Origin of the sequence: Psychrobacillus sp. PGGUH221 (assembly GCF_042055255.1) — a bacterium.
Classification (GTDB): Bacteria; Bacillota; Bacilli; order Bacillales_A; family Planococcaceae; genus Psychrobacillus.
The window spans coordinates 1-246 of sequence record NZ_JAQMHQ010000064.1 but is presented as its reverse complement, the minus strand read 5'-3'; the positions used below and the strand labels follow the sequence as shown (position 1 = coordinate 246).

1 rRNA gene is annotated in these 246 nt (G+C 55.7%); it reads right to left on the bottom strand.

Annotated elements, in window-relative coordinates:
- Nucleotides 1-246, bottom strand: a 16S ribosomal RNA gene (locus PGC35_RS22255); the annotation flags it as partial.

Here is a 246-nt window from a genome sequence, read left to right as displayed (position 1 = left end):
GGCCGATCACCCTCTCAGGTCGGCTACGCATCGTCGCCTTGGTGAGCCGTTACCTCACCAACTAGCTAATGCGCCGCGGGCCCATCCTGTAGTGACAGCCGAAACCGTCTTTTAACATTCCCCCATGTGAGGGAATGGATTATTCGGTATTAGCCCCGGTTTCCCGGAGTTATCCCAATCTACAGGGCAGGTTGCCCACGTGTTACTCACCCGTCCGCCGCTAAATCAGAAGAAGCAAGCTTCTTC